The 21,273-nt window shown below is 63.8% G+C and carries 17 protein-coding genes; 16 read left to right on the top strand and 1 reads right to left on the bottom strand.

The window, feature by feature from the left end; translation table 11 throughout:
• Nucleotides 1-78 precede the first annotated feature (78 nt).
• The 10 genes from GLS40_RS08225 to gcvA all read left to right on the top strand — a co-directional run bounded on the left by GLS40_RS08225 (nt 79) and on the right by gcvA (nt 13,187).
• The gene (locus tag GLS40_RS08225; RefSeq protein ID WP_160382285.1) at nt 79-2,031 is read left to right on the top strand and encodes a 3-hydroxyacyl-CoA dehydrogenase NAD-binding domain-containing protein; all 1,953 of its coding nucleotides are present in this window, start codon (nt 79-81) and stop codon (nt 2,029-2,031) included.
• 155 nt (nt 2,032-2,186) lie between these two features.
• The gene (locus GLS40_RS08220; RefSeq protein WP_160382284.1) at nt 2,187-2,687 is read left to right on the top strand and encodes a tripartite tricarboxylate transporter TctB family protein; all 501 of its coding nucleotides are present in this window, start codon (nt 2,187-2,189) and stop codon (nt 2,685-2,687) included.
• A 9-nt stretch (nt 2,688-2,696) separates the two neighbouring features.
• Nucleotides 2,697-4,193, top strand: a complete 1,497-nt coding sequence (locus tag GLS40_RS08215; protein WP_160382283.1) for a tripartite tricarboxylate transporter permease — start codon at nt 2,697-2,699, stop codon at nt 4,191-4,193.
• Between the two features lie 116 nt (nt 4,194-4,309).
• Nucleotides 4,310-5,302, top strand: coding sequence for a tripartite tricarboxylate transporter substrate binding protein (locus GLS40_RS08210; protein WP_160382282.1), 993 nt, complete (start codon nt 4,310-4,312; stop codon nt 5,300-5,302).
• Between the two features lie 64 nt (nt 5,303-5,366).
• A complete protein-coding gene (locus tag GLS40_RS08205) occupies nt 5,367-6,596 on the top strand; it encodes a CaiB/BaiF CoA transferase family protein (protein WP_160382281.1) in 1,230 nt (409 codons plus the stop codon).
• A complete protein-coding gene (locus GLS40_RS08200; RefSeq protein WP_160382280.1) occupies nt 6,593-7,942 on the top strand; it encodes an MmgE/PrpD family protein in 1,350 nt (449 codons plus the stop codon). Before GLS40_RS08205 ends, GLS40_RS08200 begins: the two co-directional genes overlap by 4 nt.
• A gap of 47 nt (nt 7,943-7,989) precedes the next feature.
• Nucleotides 7,990-8,790 (top strand): enoyl-CoA hydratase/isomerase family protein, encoded by an 801-nt coding sequence (locus GLS40_RS08195; protein WP_160382279.1) that lies wholly within the window; start codon nt 7,990-7,992, stop codon nt 8,788-8,790.
• 11 nt (nt 8,791-8,801) lie between these two features.
• The gene (locus GLS40_RS08190) at nt 8,802-10,868 is read left to right on the top strand and encodes an acetate--CoA ligase family protein (protein WP_160382278.1); all 2,067 of its coding nucleotides are present in this window, start codon (nt 8,802-8,804) and stop codon (nt 10,866-10,868) included.
• Nucleotides 10,869-10,937: 69 nt separating this feature from the next.
• Nucleotides 10,938-12,137 carry a 3-oxoadipyl-CoA thiolase gene (pcaF, locus tag GLS40_RS08185; protein ID WP_160382277.1) on the top strand — a complete coding sequence of 400 codons (1,200 nt, stop codon included), beginning with the start codon at nt 10,938-10,940 and terminating at the stop codon, nt 12,135-12,137.
• Nucleotides 12,138-12,269: 132 nt separating this feature from the next.
• On the top strand, nt 12,270-13,187 hold the full coding sequence (gcvA, locus tag GLS40_RS08180; protein ID WP_160382276.1) for a transcriptional regulator GcvA: 918 nt from the start codon (nt 12,270-12,272) through the stop codon (nt 13,185-13,187).
• A 174-nt stretch (nt 13,188-13,361) separates the two neighbouring features.
• On the opposite strand, the gene GLS40_RS08175 is transcribed toward gcvA, so the two are convergent.
• Nucleotides 13,362-14,252: a LysR family transcriptional regulator gene (locus tag GLS40_RS08175; RefSeq protein WP_160382275.1), complete on the bottom strand. Its 891-nt coding sequence runs from the start codon at nt 14,250-14,252 to the stop codon at nt 13,362-13,364.
• An 85-nt stretch (nt 14,253-14,337) separates the two neighbouring features.
• Here GLS40_RS08175 and GLS40_RS08170 point away from each other — a divergent pair, with 85 nt between their 5' ends.
• From GLS40_RS08170 to GLS40_RS08145, 6 genes are read left to right on the top strand one after another with little or no spacing between them, the layout of a single operon-like run.
• On the top strand, nt 14,338-15,876 hold the full coding sequence (locus GLS40_RS08170; protein ID WP_160382274.1) for a sulfatase: 1,539 nt from the start codon (nt 14,338-14,340) through the stop codon (nt 15,874-15,876).
• 10 nt (nt 15,877-15,886) lie between these two features.
• Complete coding sequence (locus tag GLS40_RS08165; RefSeq protein WP_160382273.1) at nt 15,887-17,206, top strand: ABC transporter substrate-binding protein; 1,320 nt, start codon at nt 15,887-15,889, stop codon at nt 17,204-17,206.
• Nucleotides 17,181-18,167, top strand: coding sequence for a carbohydrate ABC transporter permease (locus GLS40_RS08160; RefSeq protein ID WP_160382272.1), 987 nt, complete (start codon nt 17,181-17,183; stop codon nt 18,165-18,167). The genes GLS40_RS08165 and GLS40_RS08160 overlap by 26 nt, the downstream gene beginning before the upstream one ends.
• Complete coding sequence (locus GLS40_RS08155) at nt 18,164-18,991, top strand: carbohydrate ABC transporter permease (protein ID WP_160382271.1); 828 nt, start codon at nt 18,164-18,166, stop codon at nt 18,989-18,991. The genes GLS40_RS08160 and GLS40_RS08155 overlap by 4 nt, the downstream gene beginning before the upstream one ends.
• Before the next feature lie 29 nt (nt 18,992-19,020).
• Nucleotides 19,021-20,130, top strand: coding sequence for an ABC transporter ATP-binding protein (locus tag GLS40_RS08150; RefSeq protein ID WP_160382270.1), 1,110 nt, complete (start codon nt 19,021-19,023; stop codon nt 20,128-20,130).
• Nucleotides 20,123-21,037, top strand: coding sequence for a DUF4432 family protein (locus GLS40_RS08145; RefSeq protein WP_160382269.1), 915 nt, complete (start codon nt 20,123-20,125; stop codon nt 21,035-21,037). The genes GLS40_RS08150 and GLS40_RS08145 overlap by 8 nt, the downstream gene beginning before the upstream one ends.
• Nucleotides 21,038-21,273 lie beyond the last annotated feature (236 nt).

Here is a 21,273-nt window from a genome sequence, read left to right as displayed (position 1 = left end):
TTTGGTCACGGCAAACCGGCTGCACAGTATACACGCACAATCCGCCGGGTGGTGGCGTTTGCGCAGGAGGGGCAGTGCATGGCTGACGTGGCTGTGAACATCAGGGACAGGCTTGGTTGGGTCACGATCGACAATCCTCCGGTGAATGCCCTGGGTCGTGCCGTCCGTCAGGGATTGCAGGACGCCGTCTTGCACCTGCGGGACGCCGGCGTCCGGGCGGTGGTGTTGAGCGGCGCCGGTCGCGGCTTTGTGGCCGGGGCCGACATTCGCGAGCTTGGCCAGCCGCCGGTTGCGCCGTTCCTGCCCGATGTGCTGGCGGCGATCTCCGATTCAACCGTGCCCTGGGTGGCCGCCATGAACGGTCTGGCGCTTGGCGGCGGGCTGGAGGTGGCGATGGCCTGCCACGCCCGGATCGCCTCGCCCGACACCAAGCTCGGCCTGCCCGAGGTCAATATCGGGATCATTCCCGGTTCGGGTGGAACGGTGCGCCTGCCGCGTCTGGTCCCGATGGCAACCGCAATCAAACTGGCCACCGGTGGAAAGCCGATTGGCGCGCAAGAGGCCCTTGAGACCGGGTTGATCGACCGTCTGGCCACGGGCGACCTTCTGGCCGAGGCCGCCGCCATGGCGAATGAACTGGCCGCAACGGGGCGACCCGATCCGGCGCTTCTGCGCGACCTGGTGGCGGGCGAAGCCATCGACTGGTCCGCGCAGGAGGCACAGCTGCGCAGGCGCAGCCGTGGTGCGCAGGCGCCACTCGAAGCGCTCGCCTCCCTCAGATGCGCGGCACAGGAGCCGGTCGACCTGGCGCTTGCAGGAGAGCGGGACCGCTTTCTGCGGCTGGCCGCGTCGGACGAGGCCGCGGCCCTCAGACATGTCTTCTTTGCCGAGCGCGCGGCGGGGCGGGCCCTGAAACAGGCGGATGCGGCGGCGGCCGACCTGTCGTCCGTGGGCGTGATTGGCGGCGGCACGATGGGGGCGGGTATCGCCACGGCACTGCTGCTGGCGGGTGCGCAGGTCCGCCTGATCGAGCGCGACGCCACGGCCGCCGCTGCCGCCAGGGCCCGCGTGGCCGAAACCATTGCCGCCAGTGTCAGGCGTGGCGCGGTCGCAGCATCCGGGGGGGAGTCCGCTCTTGCCCTGCTGCGGACCGGCACGGACTATGCGGCGCTGACGGACTGTCCGCTGGTGATCGAGGCGGTGTTCGAGGACATGGACATCAAGCGCGAGGTCTTCGCGAAGCTGGACGCCGTGATGCCAGCGGAAGCGGTCCTTGCCACCAATACCTCCTATCTGGACGTGGACGAGCTGGCCCGGACGACACGGGATCCTGCGCGCATTCTGGGGCTGCATTTCTTCTCGCCCGCTCATGTCATGAAGCTGCTTGAAGTGGTGCGTGGCGAGGCAACCGGCGCGCGTGCTCTGGCGACGGGCGGTGCCCTGGCCAGGCTTCTGGGCAAGATCCCGGTGGTCGCCGGGGTGTGCGACGGGTTCATCGGCAACCGGATCATGGCGTCCTACCGGCGCGACTGCGAGTTCATGTTGGAAGAGGGTGCCCTGCCGCACGAGATCGACGCGGCAATGCAGGCGTTCGGCTTTGCTATGGGGATTCACGCCGTTCAGGACATGAGCGGACTGGACATCGCATGGGCTTGGCGCCGGGCCCGCGCCGCGCATCGCGATCCCTCCGAGCGCTATGCCCATATCGCCGACCGCCTCTGCGCAGCCGGGCGACTGGGGCGCAAGGCGGGAAAGGGCTGGTATGACTACAGCTCGGGCAAGGCCGAAATCGACCCGGAGGTCACGCGGATCCTCGAAGAGGAAAGCGCAAGGGCAGGCCGCACGCGCAAGGCATTCACCAAACAGGAGATCATGGAGCGCATCCTGTCGACGATGCAGCGCGCGGGGCAGGCGGTCCTGGACGAGGGGATCGCCGAAACGCCCGGCGACATCGATGTGGTGATGATCACCGGCTACGGCTTTCCGCGCCACCGGGGCGGACCGATGTACATGGCGGGCACACCAGGCTGACGGCAGCCATGCGCCGGTTCGGCTCGCACCAAGGCCAAAGCGAAGTGACAGCAAGGCAAACAAATACTCAGTTCACGACCCGGATGCCGATTTGAGAAACTGGCGGCAAGGAGTTCAGTCAACGTCCTGTCCGGGCGTTGATGAGGGAGGATCGAATGGAAGACTACAAGAAAGCCCTTGGATGGCGGCTGCGTTGGGATGTGGTGCGCGGCTCCCTGCCGGTGCTGGACCTGATAGGCTGCGCCGCCCTGCTGGCCGTCTTCTGGCAATATTACGCTCAGGCTAGAGCGCTGCCGGCGCCGCTGAACCAGATCGACATCGGCGCCGGGGGCTTTCCAACGCTGCTGGCGGTCGCGACGCTGATCGCGATTGTCGCCGTGGCCGTTTCCGCTGTCGTGCGCGTTCTCGATCCGGTGCCCGTCACATGGGTTTCGGTCCGCCGGCCCCTGTACGTCCTGGCGACGGTGGGGCTGCTCGTTCTCCAGTCGATATATTTCGAACAGCTGGGCACGCTGCCGAGCGTTCTGATGTTTGCCTTCCTGACCATGCTGGCCTGCGGCGAGCGGCGGCCGTTGCACCTGATCGGCGTGCCCTTTGCCCTGGGCGCCTTCATCTACGTCGTCTTCAACCTGGCGCTTGCGGTCAACCTGCCTTGAGGAACAAACATGTTTGAGAGTCTTGCAATCGGCTTTTCCGCGTTCGGCGACCCGATGGTGTGGTTCGCCCTCGTTTTCGGCGCCTTGGCGGGCTACCTGATCGGGGCCATCCCCGGTCTCGGTCCCAGCCTCGGCGTTGCCCTGCTGATCCCGTTCACCTACGGAATGGATCCGGTGGTCTCTATCGTCGGCCTCGTCGCGCTTTACGCGGCAGCCGAATATGGCGGGGCGATCACGGCGATCCTGATCAACTCGCCGGGTACGGCCGCAGCCGTGGCGACGTCCTGGGACGGCTACCCGCTGACCCAGCAGGGCCGCGCGGGCGAGGCGCTGACCGTCTCGATCCTGTCCTCGGGCGCGGGCATATTCGTCTCGACCCTCCTGCTTGTCATTACCGCAGTGCCGCTGTCGGAATTCGCCCTGCGTTTCGGGCCGGGTGAATATTTCGCATTGGCGCTCGTCGGCCTGAGCCTGGTTGCCGGCCTGTCGGATGGCTCGCCACTCAAGGGGACGGTCGCGATGGGTATCGGCCTGGCCCTGGCGACAATCGGGCTGGATGTGCAGACCGGCACACCGCGCTTTACCATGGGCAACCCGGAATTCTTCGAAGGGCTTCCGCTGGTGCCGGTATTGCTCGGCCTCTACGCCTTGTCGGAAGTCCTGTTCATGATCGAGGACGGCCCCTCGGAAAAACTGAAGAGCACGCCGATTGGCGGTCTTCTGGCCCTTCCGGTCAAGGCCATCCTGGGGCTGAAGACCGCGATCCTCCGCAGCTCGGTGCTGGGGTATGCAATTGGCGTGATCCCGGGCGCAGGCGCTTCCATCGCGTCCTTCGTGTCCTACGCGGTGTCCAAGCGCTTGTCCAAGACGCCCGAAAAATTCGGCAAGGGATCCCTGGAAGGCGTGGCCTCTTCAGAGGCGGCAAACAATTCTGCCGTGGCCGGCGCGCTGGCCCCGTTGCTGGCGCTTGGTATTCCCGGGTCGCCGACGACGGCCATCATGATCGGTGCGCTGATGGTTCAGGGCATCCAGCCCGGGCCGCTGCTGTTCACCAAGTCGCCCGAAATCCCATACACTGTGTTTGTCTCGCTCTGGATCGGCGTGCCGATCATGGTGCTGATCGGTCTGGCCGGTGCAAGGATCTGGGCGCGCGTTGCCAATATCCCGCGACCCGCAATCGCGGCGATCGTTGCGGGCATCTGCTACGTCGGCGCATATGCATCGCATACCACGATGTTCCCGGTCCACGTGATGACGGCATTCGGGGTGCTTGGCTACATCCTGCGCAAGCTGGAAATTCCGCTGGCCCCGATCATCCTGGCGCTGGTTCTGGGCGAGATGATGGAAACCAACTTCCGCCGCGCCTTGATCTCGAACAAGGGCGAATGGGACATCTTCTACACCTCGCCGATGACCGTGATCCTGATCCTGATTGCCATTCTGGCCTTTGCTCTGCCCGGCCTGTCGCAACTGCGCGCGCGCCGCGCAAAGGCCGCGGCCCTTTGACCAAGTTTCGAGTCCCCGTTGCCTGACAAACCCTCAGTTCACGCGGGCAACGGGAAAACGGAAACTGAACCAGTGCGAAAGCGCCACAAATCTTAAGACTGCTATGGGAGGAAAACATGACAATCTCGAACCTCAAGAAACTGATGCTGAGCGTGTCCTGCGCCGCGACTCTGGCCCTGGGGCTGGCCCAAGGCGCCGCAGCCGAAGACTGGGCGCCGGACGGGCCCGTCGAATTCGTCCTGCACACGAAACCCGGCGGCGGCGTCGATGTGTACACCCGCACCCTTGCCAAGGAGCTGGAGCCGCTCATCGGCCAGAAGGTCGTTGTCGTGAACGCACCCGGCGGCGGGGGCGCCACGCAGATGGCCAAGGTGCGCGCGGCCAAGCCGGACGGCCTGACCCTGGGCGTCAACACGGTCACGCATTTCACCGGGATGCTCACCAACCTGCGCGGCACGTTCTCGCCCGATGATTTCGAATGGATTGCCCTTTCGCAAATCGATCCGATCCTGTTCTTTGTGGCCAAGGATTCAGAGCTGAATTCGATCACCGATCTGGTCGACCTGGCCAAGGCCAATGGCGGCGAAGTCAACATCGGCGGCTTCGGTCCGGTCGGATCGATGCAGAATATCGGTATGACCATGCTGGAAGAGGCCGCCGGTGTGAAGTTCAACTGGGTCGCCTTTGAATCCACCCCGGATATCATTGCGTCGGTCCTGGGCGGGCATGTGGATATCGGCGTGTCCAACCTCGGGCCGGCTCTGGAGTTCTTCGAGGCCGACCGCCTGAAGGGACTCGGCGTTCTTGGCGAAAAGCGCCTTGGCACGCTGCCGGACATGCAGACCTTTGGCGAACAGGGCTACGACGTCGACACCAACTGGCTGCAAGTCCGCGGCGTATTCGGCCCCAAGGGCATGCCGCTTGAGCTGCAACAGCAGATCGCCGATGCCATCCACAAGGCGATGGCAACCGAGAGCTACCAGACCTATGCCCGCGCATCGGGTGTGGAAGACAGCGATTTCGGTCCGGTCGAATATTCGGAGTTCGTCAAGAACCTGACCACGCTGGCTGAACAGCAGCTCACGGCCGCGGGCCTCATCTCGAACTGAGTCACGCACAACCCCGCCCGGCTTTCCCGGGCGGGGGCCAATCTGCATCAAACAGGACGACGAAATGTCTGGCGCGTTCAGCGGCCTCAGGGTCATCGATACGACCCATGTTCTGGCCGGACCCTATGCAAGCTATCAGATGGCGCTACTGGGCGCCGAGGTGATCAAGCTCGAAGCGCCCAACGACCCCGATCAGGCGCGCTTCAACGGCACCGACCGCGATCTCGTGCGTGCGGCGATGGGTACGGCTTTCTTGGCACAGGGTGCCGGAAAGAAGGCTCTGGCCCTGGATCTGAAATCCCGGCCCGGGCGCGAGGCCCTGCTGCGTCTGGTGGAGACGGCCGATGTCTTTGTCGAAAACTATCGCCCCGGTGCGTTTACGGACCTTGGTCTGGGCTACGAAGACCTGTCCGCGTCCAATCCGCGCCTGATCTATTGCTCGGTCTCGGCCTTTGGCGCCACCGGGCCCCGCCGGTATCAGACCGGCTATGACAACGTGATCCAGGCGTTTTCAGGGATCATGGACATGACCGGGCACGGTGACGAGCGCCCGTTGAAATGCGGCGCGCCCGTTGTCGACTATGCCACCGGCCTGACCGCGGCCTTTGCGATATCCGCGGCTCTGTACCAGCGTGAACGCTCGGGGACAGGTCAGCACATCGAGGTGTCGATGCTGGATGTTGCGATGACGCTGATGACCGCCCCGGCGACGGACTTCCTGTGGACTGGCAAGCATCCGCAGGCAAAGGGCAACGCCTACGCCTTTGCCACGCTGGGCATGTACCACGCCGCCGACGGGCCGCTGATGATCGCCGCATCGAACCTGCGTCAGCAGCGGCGGCTCTGGGTCGGTCTGGGGCGCGAGGATCTGGTCAAGACAGACAACCTTGCCCGGATCGACGACTACAAGACCGAGCACGAGGTGCTGGCCTCCATCATCGAAACCATGCCCGCCGCCTATTGGGAAGAGTTCTTCAACGAACGCCGCGTCCCCGCGTCCCGCATCCGCCGCCTTGAAGAGGCCCTTGCCGACCCCCAGGCCGAGGCACGCGCGCAGTTCCTGCAGCTCGCCGACCCGAGCGGTCGCCTGGAGGGGCTGCGGGTGCCTTCGGTGGCCTTTCGAATGTCGCAGTCCGAAACCGGGGTCAGCCTGCCGCCGCAGCCGGTCGGCGCGCAGACGTCCGACATCCTGCGCTCCATCGGACTGGGCGACGACGAGATCGAAGCGCTGTGTCTGGCCGGCCTGGCGCTTCAGGCCCCGCATCCGGATGCCGGGGACATGGCGGGACAATGACGCGCGCAATCGACCGACTGGCGGATCTTGCAGCAAATTGGATCGACGCCCCCGTCACCGCCGAGGTCCGCGACGCGGTGCATTGCGCGACATTGGACTGGTTCGCGACGACTTTGCCCGGAACGATGCAACGGCCCGCGACGCTGCTGGCCGCCAGCGGGCTTGGCCGGTCCGGCGGCAAGGCGTGGTGCTATACAGGCGAACGCAGGATCGATCCGCGCAGCGCCGCCTTCATCAACGGTTCGGCCAGCCACACGGTGGAATTCGACGATATCTTTCGTGACGGCGGCTATCACCCCGGATCCCCCACCCTGGCCGCCGCGCTTGCCGTTGCGCAGGACCTGGAGGCGTCCCGCGACGCGTTCGACCGTGCGGTCATCGGCGGGTACGAGGTCGGCTGCCGAGTGGCGATGGCGCTGCAACCCAGCCATTATGTGAACTGGCACATCACCGGCACGGTCGGGACGTTCGGATCAGCCGCCGCCGCCGCGATGCTGTTGGGCTGCGACCGCGCCGGGATCGCAAATGCAATCGCCATCGCGACCAGCTTTGCCGGGGGCGTGCAGCAGAACCTGCAAGGCGAAAGCATGGTCAAGGCCATGCATCCCGGCCATGCTGCCGACGCGGGCATCCTTGCGGCCTATGCCGCTGCTGCCGGTGCGACCGGCGCCCGGGACAGTCTCGACGGCCCCAGGGGCTATGCCGCGGCGACCAGCGACGGGACCGGCAACTGGGGCGCGGCCTTTGACGGGGCGGGCGAGTGGACCCCGATCACCCGCATGACGGTCAAGATTCATGGCTGCTGCGGGCACATCTTTCCGTCACTCGACGCACTGGACATCCTGCGCCGCACGCACGGCTTTGGCCCCGGGGATATCGAGGCGATCCGCATCGAAGGCTACGGGCCGACCAAGGACATCTGCGACCGGCCCGATCCGCAGGTCGCACAGGAGGCCCGGTTCAGCGCGCAATACTGTCTCTCGGCGCAGATGGTGCTGGGCGGTGTCCGGTTGGCCGCCTTCGAGCCCGAGGCCCTGCGCAATCCCGACATTCGCGCGCTGATGGCCCGCATCACCGTCGACCGTGCCGAGGATCTGGCCGCCGAATATCCCCGCAAACGCATGGCGCGCCTGCACGTCACGCTGAAGGACGGGCGGTCATGGACCCATTTTCAGCCCTCGCGGCGGGGCGATCCGGACAACCCGATCTCTCGCACCGATCTGGAGGCCAAGTACGAGGAGTTGGTCGCGCCGATCCTGACCGCTTCGGAACTTGAACGCCTGCGCAAGACCATCTTCGACGGCACCGACCTGCCCGATGCCGTCACCAGAAGGGTCAAGGCATAACACGTGAAATCGCGGCTGCGGCTGCGGACAGACGAGAAGGAATACCCATGGACACCGCAGTTTCCCTGCCAGAGTTCATCACCGTGTCGCTTGACGACGGGATCGCGACCATCACGCTGAACCGCCCCGACAAGCGCAACGCGATCAACGACCAGATGCGGGCCGAACTGATTGCGGCCTTTGCCGCGGCCGATGCGGACAAAGAGGTGCGCGCCATCATCCTGACCGGCGCAGGCCGGGGCTTTTGCTCGGGCGGCGATATCGGCGGCATGATGGCGCGGCTCGACGCTCCGACCGGCGAGGTGGCGTTCAACGGCTGGAAGCGGCAGAAAAGCACGCATCGCGGCGTCGCCGCCATTCACGGCGTCACCAAGCCGGTGATCGCGGCGTTGAACGGCGCGGCCTTCGGGCTGGGCCTCGACATGGCTCTGGCCTGCGACTTCATCATCGCGGCCCAAGGCTCCCAGATGTCGATGAGCTTCGTCAAGCGCGGCCTCGTCTCCGATGGCGGCGGCATGTACTTCCTGCCGCGCCGGGTCGGTCTGTCCAAGGCCAAGGAACTGATCTTTTCGGCCAGGATCGTCGAGACCGACGAGGCGCTGGCCATCGGCATGATCGACCGTGTCGCCGCCCCTGAGGAGCTGCTGGCGCAGGCCCACGCCTGGGCCAAGGAGCTGACCGTGGGGTCTGCCACGGCAATCGCCCTCACCAAGGAAATCATCGACAAGACCTTCGAGCGCTCCGACGACGAAATCTTTGCCTTGGGTCGCGAAGCGCAGGCGGTCTGTTACACAACGGCCGAGCACCGCAAGTCGGTCGAGGATTTCCTGAACAAGCTGACGAAATAAGGGACGCAGCAATGTCGACCATGCAAGCCATCCTTAATCCCGCCAGCGTTGCCGTTGTCGGGGCCTCGAACGATCCGGCCAAGCTGACCGGGCGGCCCATAGCCTTTCTGCAGAAGCGGGGCTTTGCGGGCAGGATCTATCCGATCAATCCCCGTTATGAGGAGATCGCCGGGCTGAAAAGCTATGCCGACATCGCGGATCTGCCCGAAGCGCCCGATCTGGGACTCGTGCTGGTCGGCGCTCATCGGGTGATCGACGCCGTGCGAGACCTGGCCGCACGCGGCACGAAGATGGCGGTTGTCCTTGCCTCCGGTTTCGGCGAAGCGGGCGAAGAAGGCCGCAAGCGGCAGGAGCAGCTGCGCGAGGCCGCCGGCGACATGCGCATCCTCGGGCCAAACACCATCGGCCTGGTGAACCTGACCGACGGCATCCCGCTGACCGCCTCGGGCGCGATGGAGGTCGACGATATCCCGGCGGGCAAGATCGCGCTGCTGTCGCAATCGGGCGGCATCCTCGGATCGCTCCTGTCGCGTGGCGTGGCGCGGGGTATCGGCTTTTCCAAGCTGGTGGCGACCGGCAACGAAGCCGACCTTGAGGTTTCCGACTTTCTCGAAGCGCTGGCCGAGGATGACTCCACCCATGTCGTGGCGCTCTATCTTGAAACCATCCGCAACGTGACCCGGTTCCGCAGCGCGGCGGCCAAGGCGATTGCCGCAGGCAAATCCATTGTTGCCTACAAGGTCGGCCGCTCGGAATCCGGCGCACGCTCTGCGGTGTCGCACACGGGTGCTCTGGCCGGGGCGGACGAGGTGTATGACGCCCTGTTCAAGCAGCTTGGCATCATTCGCGCCACAACCTTTGCCGACCTGCTCGATATCCCCGCAGCCCTGGCTCAGGGTCGCCCGATGAAAGGCAGCCGTGTGGCCATCGTCACCTCCACCGGCGGCGCGGCCACCGTGGTCGCGGACAATGTCGGGCTCGGCGGCCTGGACATGCCCGCGCCGGACAAGGACACCGGGACCAAGCTGCAGGCGCTGGACCTCAAGGAGGCCGAACTTGACCGCAACCCGATCGACGTGACGCTGGCCGGGCTGCGCCCCGACCTGTTCCGGTCGATCCTGAAGATCCTGGTGGAAAGCCCCAGCTACGACGCCATCGTCGTCGTGGTCGGGTCCTCCTCCATCGCGCAGCCCGATCTGGTCGCCCAGCCGGTGCTTGACTCGCTGGCCCTGACTGACAAGCCCATCCTCGCCTATGTCAGCCCGGATGCACCGGGTATCGTGCGCACCCTCAATGGACGTGGCATTCCCGCCTTCGCTGCGCCCGAAAGCTGCGCCTCGGCGCTGCAATCTCTCGCCCCGCGGACCAGCTCCAGGCAGGACGGGGCCTCGAACGCCAGGGATATGGATTGCAGCGACATCGCGCCGGGTTCCCTGAACGAGGCCGAGGCCAAAAAGCTCTTTGCGCGCTTCGGTGTGACCGTCACCCGCGAAGTCACCGCGACAACGCCCGAAGAGGCTGCCGAAAAGGCCACGGCGCTTGGCGGACCGGTGGTCATCAAGATCCTGTCGAGCGAAATTCTGCACAAGTCCGAGATCGGTGGCGTCGCGCTGAACGTCGCCCCCCCGGACGTCGGCGCGGAATGCGAGGCGATGCTGGCGCGGGTCCGCGCCGCCACCACTGCCAGGGTCGACGGCTTTCTGGTCCAGGAGATGGTCACGGGCGGGGTCGAGATGATCCTGGGCTTCAACCGCGATCCCCAGCTCGGTGCCTATGCCCTGCTGGGTGCGGGCGGGGTGACCACGGAGCTGTACAAGGATGCGGCGATCCGGCTGCTGCCGCTCGATCGCGCCAGCGCGCGCGACATGATCGACGAGATCAAGGCGGGTGCGCTGCTGAAAGGTTTCCGCGGCAGCCCCAAGGCCGACATCGAGGCGCTGATCGACACGATGATCGCCTTTTCTTCGATGGCGGAAACGCTGGGCGACCGTCTGTGCGAGGCCGAAATCAACCCGGTCTTCGTTCTTCCCGAAGGGCAGGGCACGCGGGCGGGTGACAGCCTGATCGTTCTGGATTGATCCCAATCTTCCCGACTCTCCCGGCGGCGTCCTCATCGGCGCCGGGTCCCCTCTGCGAGGACATTTCCCGTGAACGACGTATTCATCTGCGACTACATCCGCACTCCCATCGGCCGCTACGGCGGCGCGCTTTCCTCGGTCCGGGTCGACGACCTTGGTGCCGTTCCGCTTCGGGCCCTAATCGAGCGCAATGCCGGGCTGGACCTGGCCGCGGTGGACGAGGTGATCCTTGGCTGCGCGAACCAGGCGGGCGAAGACAACCGCAACGTTGCCCGCATGTCCCTGCTGCTGGCCGGTTTCCCTGAGAGCGTGCCCGGCACCACCATGAACCGCCTCTGCGGGTCGGGAATGGATGCTGTGATCACCGCCGCCCGTGCCATCAGGGCGGGCGAGGCCGAGGTCATGATCGCTGGCGGTGTCGAGGGCATGAGCCGGGCGCCATTTGTCATGCCCAAGGCCGCCGCAGCCTTCTCTCGTGCCGGCGAGCTGCATGACACCACGATTGGCTGGCGCTTCGTCAACAAGCTGATGAAGGCGCAATACGGGGTGGAATCCATGCCCGAGACGGCAGAGAACGTGGCCGAGGATTTCAACATCAGCCGCGCCGACCAGGATGCCTTTGCCCTGCGCTCGCAGCAAAAGGCCCGGGCGGCTGTGGATAGCGGACGGCTTGCGCAGGAAATCACCCCGGTCACCATCCACCAGCGCAGGGGCGACCCGGTGGTGGTGACCCGCGACGAGCATCCGCGTCCCGCAACCACGCTGGCGGACCTTGAGGCGTTGAAGACCTTCGTCAAGGCCGACGGGACCGTCACGGCGGGAAATGCGTCGGGTGTCAACGATGGCGCGGCGGCGCTGATCCTTGCCACAAAGACGGCCGCAGAGCGGTATGGCCTGACCCGGATTGCCAAGGTTCTCGGCGGGGCCACCGCCGGGGTCGCGCCGCGCATCATGGGTTTCGGTCCCGCGCCCGCTTCGAAGAAGCTGATGGCGCGGCTCGGGCTGTCGCAGAAGGATTTTGCCGTGATCGAGCTGAACGAGGCTTTTGCCTCGCAAGGGCTGGCGACGCTGCGCGACCTCGGCATCGACGACGATGACCCGCGCGTCAACCGCAATGGCGGGGCGATTGCACTGGGACATCCGCTGGGAATGTCGGGAGCCCGGATCACCGGCACCGCGATGCTGGACCTGCAACCGGGCGAAAGATCGCTGTCGACAATGTGCATTGGGGTCGGCCAGGGCATAGCGATCGCGCTGGAACGGCTATAGATTTTTGACCCCGGCACGGTGTAGACATCTGTTCAGGCGAATGGAAGGCGTGCGCGGGCCAGGGACTCTTTTGCTGACTCTTGACGCCGCATCAAACCACGGCGTGAGGCATCGTTATCGGCGCAACGGAACATGACGAGCCCTATTCCACCTCTCAACCCACTGCGGACCTTCGAGGTCGCCGCACGGCTGTGCAGCCTTACGCTGGCCGCTGAAGAACTGAATGTCAGTCAGGTTGCCGTCAGCCGCCAGGTCAAGACGCTGGAAGACTACCTTGGCGTGGCCTTGTTCCGGCGTTTGCATCGGGGTGTCGAGCTGACTGACGAGGGGCGTCAACTGCATGAAGGCATCACTCATGCTTTCCAGGATATCGCCACGGCGTCGCGGCGGGTCTCGCGGCGCGGGCGGCGCGACATCCTGGCGATTCAATCCTACACGACATTTTCCCAACGCTGGCTCATTCCGCGCCTGACGAATTTTCACGACAAGCACCCCCGGATCGAGGTGCGCCTGAGCTCTTCGATTGCCCCGGTCGATTTCGAAAGCCAGAACCTCGATGCCGCGATCCGCGCGGGCAAGGGCGATTGGCCAGCGCTGCATTCGGAAAAACTGGTTGAGGTGGAACTCATCCCGATCTGCACGCCTGAGTACCAGAAACAACATGACATTTCAGAGCCCGACGACCTGTCGCGCGTGCGCCTGCTGCATTCCATGGCCCGGCCGACGGATTGGGCCGCATGGATCAAGCGCGTCGGGGCCGATGTCGACCCGGAGCCGGGCATCCGGTTCGAAAGCTCGGCCTTGGCCTACGAGGCGGCGTCGATGGACAGTGGGGTCGCACTGGCGGTCAAGATTTTTGTCCAGCGCCAGCTGCAGAACGGCAATCTTGTCGCTCCGTTTGGCGATCTGGCCTGTTATAGCGGCGAAGGGTATTTCCTGACCTGGCCCAAGAACTCTGCCCCCTCGCGGACCCTGATCAAGTTCCTGGACTGGATGAGGGGCCGCATTCAGGAAGAGAACCCCGAACGCGAAGCGGACCAGATCCCGTGATCGGGGCAATCGCGGGCCTGCCCAAGCCTCGGTTCCGGGGTTTCTTTCGTCGGCGCTTTGCCGATCACCTCCTGCCGCGCCGTGGCTGGCTGTGCCAGACATTGTGTCGGACAAGACAGGACGGCGCATTGCATGGCTGGGCCGGGCAGGGGCGAGGGGCCCGAAATGGCGGCTTCAGGCCATCAGGGCCGACTTCAGCCAGCGGAACGGTTCCAGCCGCTCAAGTGACCGGCGATAGGTGATGCCTGTGCGGACCTTCCAGTCATAGCCCGCAACCTCAAGCTGCCGGATGCGGCCGGTGTCGTGATGGCGCAGGATCGGTTCGGGAATGCCGGTGACAAATCCCGGCTGCGCGGCAAGGTCCAGCGCCATGCGCAAGGAATGGGTGTTGATCGAGAACGACGGCACCGGCAGATCAGCGCCGACGAACAGCTGCCTGACCGCATCGCGCAACCTCTGGTCATAGGTCAGCCCGATCCAGCGCATCTGTCCCAACAGTTTCAGCCGGTCTAGCCTGTCCTCGGGCAGAACCAGATCGCGCGATGCAACCAGGACGTTTCGATGCGCCGAAAGCTCGACTTGAACCACATGGTCGACGTTCTGCATCGGGATTTCGTCGATCGCGCCGAGATAGAGTGCCAGCTGGCCGCTCTCGACCTGTGACAGCAACTGGCTCGCCACACCGATTTCAAAGCTCACGACCATGTTCGGGAAACGCCGTGTCAGCCCCTCCACGACCTGGGGCGCGACGAGCAGGGCATAGGTGGGGCCCATGCCTATACGCAGACTGCCGGCCGCGCCCGATGTGATCGCGTTGAGTTCGATCAGGGATTCGTCCCAGGTCTGCGCAATCTCACGGCTTTTGGCCAGAAACGCAGTGCCCGCCGACGTCAGCGTGATGCCCTTGGTCGAGCGTTCGAACAGGATCGTGTCCAACGACTGCTCGAGGAGCCGGATCGACCGCGACAGGGCCGGCTGACTGATGTTCAGCGTGCGTGCGGCGGCCTGGACGCTGCCGGCCGTCACTACGGCAAGAAAATGATCGAGCCGGCCAATACCGTGCATTATCAACTTTCCACATACCCCTTATCAAAAAATGTATTAGCGAGGCGCTTCGGGCTTGTCTACTCTTGATGACAGGGGAGGCAATATGCGCACAGTTTTTGTACTTTTCGATTCGCTCAACCGTACGGCCATGGGCTGTTACGGCGGCACGCAGCTGGCCACTCCGAATTTCGACAGGTTCGCCCGGCGTGCGATGTCGTTTGACAACCATTACGTTGGCTCTTTGCCCTGCATGCCCGCGCGGCGTGACATGCATACGGGGCGGTTGAACTTCATGCACCGCTCGTGGGGGCCGCTGGAACCGTTCGACAACTCGATGCCCGAAATGCTGCGCCTGTCCGGCGTTCACTCGCATCTGATCAGCGACCATTTCCATTATTTCGAGGATGGCGGCGCCACCTATCATTCGCGCTTCAAGACATGGGAATTCGTGCGGGGGCAGGAAAACGACCCGTGGGTCGCCATGGTGGAACCACCGATTGAACGCTTCCGCGCGCAATACGACACGCGTCACTATGACGTGCCGCAAAACGCCAAGCGGCTGCAAAACCAGATCAATCGCGAATTCATCCGCGAGGAGCAGGATTTCCCCGGCCCTCAGTGTTTCGAGCGGGCGTTTCACTTCCTCGACCAGAACCGCAGTGCGGATGACTGGTTCCTGCAACTGGAGTGTTTCGACCCGCACGAACCGTTCCATGCCCCGAAGCGGTTTCACGACGCGTTCAAGACCGACCGTGATGGCCCGATACTCGATTGGCCACACTATGCGCCTGTGGCGGAACGCCCCGAGGAAATCGCCACGATCCGCGCCAACTATGCCGCGCTGGTCGCCATGTGCGACGATTATTTCGGCAAGCTGCTGGACTATTTCGACCAGTACGACCTGTGGAAGGACACCTGCCTGATACTGACCACCGATCACGGGTTCCTGCTGTCGGAACACGATTGGTGGGGCAAGAACCTGACGCCCTATTACGAGGAAATCTCGCATATTCCGCTGATCGTGCATCATCCCGCACGTCCGCAAGACGCCGGCATGCGCACGAATGCCCTGACCCAGACGCCCGACCTGATGCCGACGATCCTGGGTTTGCACGATGTCGCGCGTCCTGACGAAGTCACCGGCGAGGATATCTTCGATCTGGCCGATGGCAGGGTCGCGCGCGACGCCGTGGCCTTTGGGATGTTTGGCGGGCCCATCGGCATAACCGACGGTCAGTATTCCTATTTCAGGTATCCCGAAAACATCGCATCCGAAGGGCTGGGCGAATACACCCTGATGCCCACACATCTGGTCGGGTTCTTTGAGCCGCGCGAGCTCAAGACGATGACCCTGTCAAACGGGTTCGATTTCACCAAGGGCATGCCGGTGATGCGTCTGGACGCGCTCAGCGATGCCCGCCGCCCGCCAGGTCTCGACGGGCGAAAGTTCGAGGCTTTCGTGTCTGCGATTTACAACAACCACGACGACCCCTGCCAGTTGTATCCGCTCTCGGACGATGCCTTGGAACATCGTCTGGCACAGCAGATCAACGACATTCTAGACCGCCACGATACACCGCCGGAATACTACGATTGGATGAATCTCAAAACTGCAACCCGGCGAAAGATCCAATCAACCTAGGGAGAGAGACATGAAAACGATCACTGCAAGACTGCTCGCCGGATCGACTGCGATAGCGGCGGTCGCCACCTTTGCCGCTGCGGCCAATGCCGCGGATACCGTGCGTATCGCCATCAACCAGTCGCCTTGGCTGGATTCCTTCATCGAGATGGTCGATCTCTACGAAAGCGAAACCGGCAACACCGTCGAACTCGACGTCGTGCCGTTCACCGGGCTTCTGGAAAAGATCCGCAATTCCCTGCGTGCGGCCGACGGCGACTATGACATCGTCAACGTCAACGCGCTGTGGCTGCCCGAAATCTATTCGGCCGGATACCTGAAGCCACTGGCAGAAATCCGCGAAGGGTACAAGCTGGGCGACGGCACGCTGTCTTATGGCGGCACAACCTATTGGGACAGCACAACCGGGACATTCTCTGAGGATGGTCAGCTTCTCGGCGTGCCATTGAACGGCAATGTGCAGGTTCTGTACTACAACAGTGAAATCTATGACCGGCTGAACCTTGAGGTTCCGCAGGACTGGGACGGGCTGATTGCCAACGCCAAGGCGATTCAGGCCGAGGGCGACGCCTACGGTTTTGTGCCGCGTGCCGCGCGCGGGTCGATCGTCTACAACTTCACGCCCTACGCCTATACGCAGAACGGCGCATACGTCACCGTGAAAGGGGACAAGAGCGTTGAGGTGTCCATCAACAGCCCCGAAGTTCTGAAGGCCCTGGAAGTCTACCTGACCCTGGCAAACGAGGCAGGGCCGCCCAATCCCGGCGCCATTGCCCAGGGTGAGATGATCCAGTTGATGTCCACGGGGCGGGGCGCACAGACAATCGGCGTGATCGCCGCATGGGGGTCGTTCGAAAACCCCAACGAGTCGCGGGTCGCCGGCAAGATCGAGGCGACGTTGATTCCGGCCGGACCAACCGGCACACGCGCGTCCAGCGCCGGCCACTGGGTCGCGGGCATCGCCGGCAACGTATCGCCGGAACGCCAGGACGCGGCGCTGGATTTCCTTGACTGGTTCCAGGGACTCGACGTTCAAACGGCCTATGTCCGCGCGGGCGGTGTGCCGGTGCGCGGGGATCTTGGCAAGACCGACCTGGGCCAGTCCGAGGAGTTCCGTTTCATCGAAGCCTATTCCGAGAACGCTGCAAATGCCGTCATGGCGCTGCCCTTCCCGCAGGCCAACGAGGTGTCGGACGCGCTTGCGCTTCGGCTGAACCAGGCGGTCATCGGAGAGCTGGAGCCCGCAGCCGCGCTGAACGATGCCGCCGACGCCATCGCCGAGATCTTTGAGCGTGAGGGTTATGATGTCAGCCGCCTCCCTGCACTCTAGGACAGCGGGCAAACCGTCGGCGGGCATACCGCCGACGGGTCGCGGCGGCGCACCGCGCAAGGCGCGCCGCAATCGCCGCTGGATGATCTTTTCTCTGCTGCCGGTGGTTCTGTTCTTCGTGGTGCTGTCGGTGTTCCCGGTGTTCAACCTGATCGGGACCAGCCTCTACGACGTGCGCTGGTCTGGCGGCGATTCAACTTACCATTTCATCGGGCTTGAAAACTATCGTCAGCTTTTCTCAACCGAAGTCATCTACTGGGCGGGTCTGCGCAACACGCTGATCTTTGCCGTCTGCGCGGTCACTGCACAGATGATACTCGGGTTTTCCATGGCGCTGGCCGTGAAGCGGGCCGGAGCCATGGGCCGGACGCTCTTGACCGGGATATTCCTGTTGCCCATCGTCGTGCCGCCCATCGTGATCGGGTCGGTCTGGCGGCTTGTGCTGGGGCGTGAATTCGGCCTCGCCAACGGGTTTCTCGGGCTGTTCGGCATTCCGCCCGTCGACTGGCTGGGCAACCCGGATATTGCCCTGGCGTCCGTGATCTTCGTCGACGTGTGGCACTGGACCCCTTTCGTGTTCATCCTGATGCTGGCCGGCCTGGAAGCGATCGACGAAGAGGTGCTTGAAGCCGCCCGTATGGACGTGCGCAGCAGCTGGCAGGAAATCCGCCACGTCATCGTGCCGATGATGCTGCCGACAATCGTCATCACCCTGATGTTCCGCATCATCCTGTCGTTCAAGGTCTTTGACGAAGTCTATCTTCTGACCTCGGGGGGGCCGGGCACTGCGACCGAGGTGGTCAACTTTTCCATCTATCGGGTTTTCTTCAATCAGGATCGCGTCGGCTATGGATCGGCAATGGCTGTCATCACGCTGTTCGGCATGACCCTGGCCATTATCGTGGGGCGGGGGCTTCTCGTCCGTAAACGCAAGAATGACGAACGGAAACTGGAACAATGAAATCCCGGAGCCTCGGCCGCGCAGTCTCGACCCTGACGATCTGGCTGTATGCCGCAATCATTCTGGTGCCGATGGTCTGGGTGATGACCAATGCGTTCAAGTACAAGATCGATATCATCACCGGCACGGTCTTTGCGCCGATCACCTGGTCCAATTTCGAGGCCTTGCTGTTCTCGCGCCAGTCCAACTTTGCGTCTGCGCTCGCCAACAGTGCAATCGTGTCGGGCACCGCGACAATCGTCATCATCATCATGGCCACCATGGCCGCCTTTACCATGACGGTGATGCGCGTGCCCAACTGGGTGCGCTGGTCGATCCTGGGTTGGGCGTTGCTGTTCAACATGTTGCCGACGCTTACCTTTGTCGGGTCGTGGTACCTGATGTTCGCAAGCGCCGACCTGACCGGCACCTATTTCGCGCTGATCACGACCCAGATCGTCAATCTGTTGCCCATTGCGCTGTTCCTGATGATGAGCTTCATGGCCAGCTTGCCGCCGGAACTTATCCAAGCGGCAAGAATGGATGGCTGCGCCTATGATCAGGTGTTCTGGAAGATCGCCTTCCCGTTGGTACGCGGCGGCATGATTGCCACCACCGCGCTGGTGTTCATATTCTCGTGGAGCGATTTCGCAATTGCGCTGACATTGTCCAACAGCGACACCATGACCGCGCCGGTGGCGATCTCGACCTACGCGCAGGAATTCGAGATCCGATATGGTGAAATGGCGGCGGCAACGCTTCTGACCATTGTGCCTGCGATCACGCTGATATTGGTCGGCCAGAAATTCATTGTGCGCGGCCTGCTGGCTGGCGCCGTCAAATGACCGCAGAATTCTGAACAAGGAAACCTCCAATGGCCCAGGTCACACTTCGGGACGTCAGGAAAAGCTACGGCAAAACCGAGGTCATCCCGCCACTGAACCTCGAAATCCAGTCGGGCGAGTTGATCGCGCTGGTCGGACCGTCCGGCAGTGGCAAATCAACGCTGCTGCGGGTGATCGCGGGCCTGGGCGACATCAATGGCGGCACGATCACGGTCGACGGAACCGATGTCACCGAAAACGACCCCGGTGAACGCGACATGGCGATGGTGTTCCAGTCCTACGCGCTTTACCCCCACATGACGGTGGCCGAAAACATGTCGTTCGCATTGCGAATGGCCAAGGTCGATGCGGCCGAGATTGCCCGGCGGGTCGCAGAGGCAGTGCGCATCCTTGCGCTGGAGGGCCTGGAGGATCGTAAGCCCGGCCAGCTGTCCGGCGGGCAGCGCCAGCGCGTGGCCATGGGCCGGGCCATCGTGCGCCAACCTGCCGTGTTCCTGTTCGACGAACCCCTGTCCAACCTCGACGCGAAACTGCGCGCAAAGACCAGGCTGGAATTGCGCCAGTTGCACGACAGGCTGGGCGCGACGTCGATCTTCGTCACACATGACCAGATCGAGGCCATGACCATGGCCGACCGGATCGTCCTGCTTGACCACGGCCGGATTCAGCAGATCGGCACACCGCAGGATATCTATCATCGCCCGCTGAACCGCTTCGTGGCAGGTTTCATCGGATCGCCCGAAATCAACATGCTGACCCAGCCCCCGGCCCTTGCGGGCGACGCCTTCGCCGCGGGTCAGCTTGCCCTTCCGGCAGGCGCGGCCCGGCCGAAGCTGCGCGAGGCGATCCAGGCCGGGCGGAGCGTGGAAATCGGCGTGCGCCCAGAGCATTTCAGCGTCTCTGAAACCCCGTTCGACGGTGCCGTGCCGGTCGATATCGTTGCCGTCGAATTTACCGGGCAGGATGCGTTCGTCACGGGCGGCAGCGAAATCGGGCAATTGACGATCCGTATCGACCTGCGCAGCGATCCGGGCCTGTCGGATCGGCTGTCCAAGGGTGGAAATCTTCACGCGGCGGTCATGGCCGACCATTGGCACGCCTTCGATTCCGAAAGTGGCGACTGCCTGAGCAATGTCTGAGGCCCGCGATCCGGCCGTGCGGCGGCCGGCGGGCGACCTGCCGGGCCGTCACACCGAAGTGCTGGACCTGTCCAACCGCACGGGACTCCGGGTCGAACTGGTGCCGGAACGCTGTCTGGACCTGGGGCAGGTCACGCTGCACGGGGTTCCATTCGGCTGGATCGGGACAAACGGCATAGGTCCCGCCGGTGCCGGAGAGATGGAAACCGCCCTTGGCGGGCTGTTGTGCACCTGCGGGTTCGACCATATCCGCCAGCCCTGGTCCGGCCCTGACGGGCGTGCCTATCCGCTGCATGGAAACATGGCCCTTCGCCCGGCCAAATCGGTGACGCTGGAAACCGGCACCGGCCTGGACGGCGCGCCGGCGCTGATCGGTACGGCCGAAGTGCTGGACAGGAGCGACGAACGGGCGGTCTATCGCCTTGAACGGCGTATCGAGATGCCATTGCATGCGAACCGGCTGCGGTTGCGCGACCGCGTCACGCTGACGTCTGAGGGCAGGGCGGCCGCGATATTCGCGCTCTACCACATCAATCTTGGCTCAACCTTTGTCGGGCCGGGGCTGACGGTCACCCAAGGTGAGCGCCGCCGCGACGACATCGGCGCGCTGCCCGGCGCGACCTTTGTCGAACCTCTCCCGGGCGAGAGCGCCACGATTTCCCTTTGCCGCGCTGCGGCGGGACAGACGGCGCGCCTGACGTTGACCCAGAGCCGCGATCAGTTGCCCTTTATCCAGTTTCATCGCAATCCGGTGCTCAGACCTGACCTGTTCTGCATCGAACCTGTCAGTCACGACCGGCTTCCGCGGGAGACGCTGCTGGCCGGACTGATGCCTTGGAGCGGGCAGATCCAACGCGATTTTTCTCTGGATATCGAGTTTTCCGTCACTCCGGATGATGCCGAATGAGCACCGCTGACCACCTGCCGACCGATCCGAGCGAACCATGTCCTGTCCGTTCTTAACAGCCTGTTACGTTTCAAAAGTCGCAGTCGAGTGTGGCGCGCACCCGGGTGGCTGCCGCTGTTGCAACCAAGTAGAAATGTCACCCGGTCTGCAAAGTAGAAATGTCCCACCTGGGCACAGAGGGGAGCAAAGCCTGACAGGGCGGAGACCTCAGATATCGCAGCCCTGGCCGGCTTTGC

It is taken from the genome of Pseudooceanicola pacificus, assembly GCF_009789075.1.
Classification (GTDB): Bacteria; Pseudomonadota; Alphaproteobacteria; order Rhodobacterales; family Rhodobacteraceae; genus Pseudooceanicola; species Pseudooceanicola pacificus.
This window is presented reverse-complemented; position numbering and strand designations above follow the sequence as displayed.

Excerpts from the sequence above, each read along its gene's own strand:
- GLS40_RS08195 (WP_160382279.1), top strand. The coding sequence starts at position 7,990 with ATGGACACCGCAGTTTCCCTGCCAGAGTTCATCACCGTGTCGCTTGAC.
- gcvA (WP_160382276.1), top strand. The coding sequence starts at position 12,270 with ATGACGAGCCCTATTCCACCTCTCAACCCACTGCGGACCTTCGAGGTC.
- GLS40_RS08160 (WP_160382272.1), top strand. The coding sequence starts at position 17,181 with ATGTCAGCCGCCTCCCTGCACTCTAGGACAGCGGGCAAACCGTCGGCG.
- GLS40_RS08175 (WP_160382275.1), bottom strand. The coding sequence starts at position 14,252 with ATGCACGGTATTGGCCGGCTCGATCATTTTCTTGCCGTAGTGACGGCC.
- GLS40_RS08165 (WP_160382273.1), top strand. The coding sequence starts at position 15,887 with ATGAAAACGATCACTGCAAGACTGCTCGCCGGATCGACTGCGATAGCG.
- GLS40_RS08200 (WP_160382280.1), top strand. The coding sequence starts at position 6,593 with ATGACGCGCGCAATCGACCGACTGGCGGATCTTGCAGCAAATTGGATC.
- GLS40_RS08210 (WP_160382282.1), top strand. The coding sequence starts at position 4,310 with ATGACAATCTCGAACCTCAAGAAACTGATGCTGAGCGTGTCCTGCGCC.
- GLS40_RS08205 (WP_160382281.1), top strand. The coding sequence starts at position 5,367 with ATGTCTGGCGCGTTCAGCGGCCTCAGGGTCATCGATACGACCCATGTT.
- GLS40_RS08190 (WP_160382278.1), top strand. The coding sequence starts at position 8,802 with ATGTCGACCATGCAAGCCATCCTTAATCCCGCCAGCGTTGCCGTTGTC.
- GLS40_RS08220 (WP_160382284.1), top strand. The coding sequence starts at position 2,187 with ATGGAAGACTACAAGAAAGCCCTTGGATGGCGGCTGCGTTGGGATGTG.
- GLS40_RS08170 (WP_160382274.1), top strand. The coding sequence starts at position 14,338 with ATGCGCACAGTTTTTGTACTTTTCGATTCGCTCAACCGTACGGCCATG.
- GLS40_RS08145 (WP_160382269.1), top strand. The coding sequence starts at position 20,123 with ATGTCTGAGGCCCGCGATCCGGCCGTGCGGCGGCCGGCGGGCGACCTG.
- GLS40_RS08225 (WP_160382285.1), top strand. The coding sequence starts at position 79 with ATGGCTGACGTGGCTGTGAACATCAGGGACAGGCTTGGTTGGGTCACG.
- GLS40_RS08150 (WP_160382270.1), top strand. The coding sequence starts at position 19,021 with ATGGCCCAGGTCACACTTCGGGACGTCAGGAAAAGCTACGGCAAAACC.
- GLS40_RS08215 (WP_160382283.1), top strand. The coding sequence starts at position 2,697 with ATGTTTGAGAGTCTTGCAATCGGCTTTTCCGCGTTCGGCGACCCGATG.
- GLS40_RS08155 (WP_160382271.1), top strand. The coding sequence starts at position 18,164 with ATGAAATCCCGGAGCCTCGGCCGCGCAGTCTCGACCCTGACGATCTGG.